The sequence below is a fragment of the Nocardioides sp. genome (assembly GCF_035703625.1).
Taxonomy (GTDB): Bacteria; Actinomycetota; Actinomycetes; order Propionibacteriales; family Nocardioidaceae; genus Nocardioides.
In genome coordinates, this window is the sequence record NZ_DASSXS010000298.1 from 1 (window position 1) to 3,818 (window position 3,818).

The following is a 3,818-nucleotide window of genomic DNA, read 5'->3' on the forward strand; positions in this document are numbered from 1 at the left end:
CTCCAGCACCCGGAACCCCTTCGCGCTGGCCACCCGGTCGGTCGGGTAGCCCTGCTCGCCGAGCCAGCGCTGCAGGGAGTCAGCGCCCAGGTTCTTCCCCACCACCATCACCATCCGTCCGCCGGGCCGCAGCCGGGGCAGCCACCGCAGCAGCAGGTCGTGCAGGGCCTGCTTGCCGATACGGATCGGCGGGTTCGACCAGATCTCGTCGTACGTCGCGTCGCTGGGGACCGCGTCCGGCAGGCAGGCGATGAACCGTCCCTCCAGGCCGAGCGCCTCGGCGTTCTGGTTGGCCAGCGCCAGCGCCCGCTCGTTGACGTCGACGGCCGTCACGTTGGCCAGCGGCACCGCTCGGGCGATGGCCAGCCCGATGACGCCGTACCCGCAGCCGAGGTCGAGGAACTGCCCCTGCGCCGGCGGCTCGGTCTCGCGGAAGAGGACGGCCGTCGCCCGGTCGAGATGTCCGCGGCTGAAGACCCCCGAGCCGCTGACCAGGGTCAGCTCGTGGCCCCACACCTCACAGGTGAACGGCTCGCGCTCGAACGGGACGGACGGGTCCGCGCTGAAGTAGTGGTCGTCGTTCATCGGTGCCGCGCCACCCGCGTCGTCCTGGTCTGCGCCGCCCGGGCCGCCAGCTCGTCGTCCGGCGGGTAGCGGACCTCCTCGAGGGTCAGGCCGTGCGCGTGGACGACGGTGACCGCCGGGTCGCGGGCCGCGGCCCGCAGGATCTCACTCGCCCACGCGGCCGGCCGTCGTCCCTCTCCGACGGCGAGCAGACACCCGACCAGCGACCGGACCATGCTGTGGCAGAACGCGTCGGCGCGCACCGTCGCGACCGCCAGTCCGTCGGGATCCCGGTCCCACCCGAGCTCGAGCAGCGTCCGGATCGTCGTCGCCCCCTCCCGCCGCTTGCAGAACGACGCGAAGTCGTGCTCGCCGAGCAGCGCCGCCGAGGCGTCGTTCATCGCCTCGAGATCCAGGGGCCGTGGCCAGGCGAGCACCTGCCGGCGCGCCAGCGGGTCGACGCTCCCGGCCCGGTCGGCGATCCGGTAGCAGTAGCGGCGCCAGAGCGCGGAGAAGCGGGCGTCGAAGCCCAGCGGTGCCGCGGCCACGCTCCGGACCCGCACGTCGGGAGGCAGGATGCCGTTGAGGCGGGGCAACAGGACCTCGGGGAGCGGTTGTCCCGAACGTCCGGCGGCTCCGGCCAGCGTGTCCTCGTCGACCTCGAGATGGGTCACCTGGCCACGGGCGTGGACGCCGGTGTCGGTGCGTCCGGCACACACGACGGCGACGGACGGGACGCGCAGCAACGTCGCCAGCGCGGCCTCCAGCGTGCCCTGCACGGTCCGCAGACCCGGCTGGGATGCCCAGCCGTGGAAGTCGGTGCCCTCGTAGGCGAGGTCCATCCGGATCCGCATGCCGCGCATCCTCTCAGGACGGCGTTGGCCTCAGGTCAGCTCGTGGGCGTACGGCGGGTCCGCGCCGGGTCGCGACACGGTCACGGCCGCAGCCCGGGCGGCACGGGTCAGGGCCTCGCGCACGGCCGCGTCGCCGAGGGTCGCCACGTCCCCCCGTCCGACGAGGCCGTCGACCAGGGCTGCGGAGAACGTGTCACCGGCGCCGATGGTGTCGGCCACCTCCACCGGGCTGGAGGCGACCTCCACGCTGCCCGTGCGGGAGAACCACACGGCACCCTGGGCCCCGCGGGTCACCACGACGGCGTCGGGCCCTCGCTCCAGCAGTCCCTGGGCTGCGTCCGCCAGGCCCAGCGTCGGGTAGAGCGCGGCGAGGTCCTCGTCGGAGGCCTTGACGAGGTCGCTGGAGCCCACCATGCGTTCGACCCGCTCGACCAGGTCGGGACCGCTGCCGGTGAGAGCAGGTCGGGCGTTGATGTCGTAGCTCACCAGAGCGCTCTCCCGGAGCCGGGACACGACGTCGTGGACCACCTCCGAGCCCGGAGACAGCACCACGCCCAGCGAGCACACGTGGACGGCCGTCGGCGCCGCCTCGACCGCAGGCGGCTCCGGTTCCCAGGCGAGGTCGAACTCGTAGCTCGCGGCGCCGTCCGAACCCAGCGTGGCCACCGCCGTCGACGTCCGCCCGATCGAGTGGGGCCGGTTGGCGAGCCGGACACCCGCCCGGTCGAGGTGGGCGGCGATCATCCGGCCGTGCGGGTCGTCGGCGAAACAGGTCGCGAACCGGACAGACCGCCCGAGCCTGGCCAGGGCGACCGCGACGTTGGCCGCGCTGCCTCCCACGTGCTCGGACACCGAGCCGTCGGGCGCCCGGACGACGTCGATCAGCGACTCCCCCATCACCAGCACCTCGTCAGCCATGCAGCAGTCTCTACCACGCGTAGGGTCGCGGCATGGACCTGATCCCGCTCGACCCGGGTGCATCGGAACCGCCGTACGAGCAGCTGCGTCGGCAGATCGCCGCCCGGGCGGCCACGGGCGAGCTTCCGGCGGGCACCCGGCTCCCGACGGTGCGCGCCCTGGCCGCCGAGCTCGGCCTGGCCGTCAACACCGTGGCGAAGACCTACCGGTCGTTGGAGACGGACGGGGTCGTGATCACCGAGGGGCGGCGCGGGACCTTCGTGTCCCCCCGTGCCGCCGCGGGACGGGAAGAGGCAGGCGAGGCGGCCGCGGCGTACGTCGTTGCGGCCCGGCGCCTCGGCCTCGGCCTGACCGAGGCCACACTCCTGGTGGAGCGCGCCTGGTCGCGCTGACGCGATGGGGCGAGCGTCCGCATATCGCGAGTCGGCCTGCGCTAACGTTCGGCGAGCAGCGCGCCAACGAGTGGTGCGTACTTGAGAGTGATGGAGAGACCACGATGGGTTTCGTCGAGGCAGTCAAGAGTTGTTTGGGCCAGTACGTCGGGTTCTCGGGCCGGGCCCGCCGCTCTGAGTACTGGTGGTTCTTCCTGTTCAACATCCTGGTCAGCATCGTGGCGTCCATCCTCGACTCCGTCCTCGGCACCACGTCCGCGGACACCAACATCGGCCTGATCGGGTCGATCGCCGGTCTGGCCCTGTTCCTGCCCAGCCTGGCCGTCGGCATCCGCCGTCTGCACGACACCTCGCGGACCGGTTGGTGGATCCTGATCGGGCTGATCACGATCGTCGGCTGGATCATCCTGATCGTCTTCTACTGCCTCGACAGCCACGGCGACAACAAGTACGGCCCCTCACCGAAGGCAGTCGCGCCGACCGTGTGAGCGAACGCTCCGCGACGTACGTCGTCTACGGCGCCGGCGCCGTCGGCGGGGTGATCGGCGGGCACCTGGCCCTGGCCGGCCGGCCGGTCACCCTGGTCGCGCTGACGCGATGGGGCGAGCGTCCGCATAACGCAAGGCGGCCTGCGCTAACGTTCGGCCAGCGGCGCGCCAATCGGGTGTGCGCACTCGAGAGTGATGGAGAGACCGCGATGGGTTTCGTCGAGGCAGTCAAGAGTTGTTTGAGCCAGTACGTCGGGTTCTCGGGCCGGGCCCGGCGCTCTGAGTACTGGTGGTTCTTCCTGTTCAACATCCTGGTCAGCATCGTGGCGTCCATCCTCGACTCCATCCTCGGCACCACGTCCGCCGACACCAACATCGGCCTGATCGGGTCGATCGCCGGTCTGGCCCTGTTCCTGCCCAGCCTGGCCGTCGGCATCCGCCGTCTGCACGACACCTCGCGGACCGGTTGGTGGATCCTGATCGGGCTGATCCCGATCGTCGGCTGGATCATCCTGATCGTCTTCTACTGCCTCGACAGCCACGGCGACAACAAGTACGGCCCGTCACCGAAGGCAGTCGCGCCGACCGTGTGAGCGACCGCT

At 71.6% G+C, this 3,818-nt stretch carries 6 protein-coding genes; 3 read left to right on the forward strand and 3 right to left on the reverse strand.

What is annotated here, in order from left to right:
• From VFN12_RS15750 to VFN12_RS15760, 3 genes are all read right to left on the reverse strand, one after another.
• Window positions 1-585: class I SAM-dependent methyltransferase (locus VFN12_RS15750; RefSeq protein WP_325119695.1), on the reverse strand; the 585-nt coding region annotated here is incomplete at its 3' end.
• Entirely contained in the window at window positions 582-1,418 is an 837-nt protein-coding gene (gene truA / locus VFN12_RS15755) for a tRNA pseudouridine(38-40) synthase TruA (protein ID WP_325119696.1), read from the reverse strand. The genes VFN12_RS15750 and truA, both read right to left, overlap by 4 nt.
• A 30-nt stretch (window positions 1,419-1,448) precedes the next feature.
• Window positions 1,449-2,336, reverse strand: coding sequence for a carbohydrate kinase (locus VFN12_RS15760; protein WP_325119697.1), 888 nt, complete (start codon window positions 2,334-2,336; stop codon window positions 1,449-1,451).
• A 32-nt stretch (window positions 2,337-2,368) separates the two neighbouring features.
• On the opposite strand from VFN12_RS15760, the gene VFN12_RS15765 reads away from it, so the two are divergent.
• From VFN12_RS15765 to VFN12_RS15775, 3 genes are all read left to right on the forward strand, one after another.
• The gene (locus tag VFN12_RS15765) at window positions 2,369-2,728 is read left to right on the forward strand and encodes a GntR family transcriptional regulator (RefSeq protein ID WP_325119698.1); all 360 of its coding nucleotides are present in this window, start codon (window positions 2,369-2,371) and stop codon (window positions 2,726-2,728) included.
• 104 nt (window positions 2,729-2,832) lie between these two features.
• Window positions 2,833-3,216, forward strand: coding sequence for a DUF805 domain-containing protein (locus VFN12_RS15770; RefSeq protein WP_325119699.1), 384 nt, complete (start codon window positions 2,833-2,835; stop codon window positions 3,214-3,216).
• Window positions 3,213-3,809 (forward strand): DUF805 domain-containing protein, encoded by a 597-nt coding sequence (locus VFN12_RS15775; protein WP_325119700.1) that lies wholly within the window; start codon window positions 3,213-3,215, stop codon window positions 3,807-3,809. The genes VFN12_RS15770 and VFN12_RS15775 overlap by 4 nt, the downstream gene beginning before the upstream one ends.
• The last annotated feature ends 9 nt before the right edge of the window (window positions 3,810-3,818 follow it).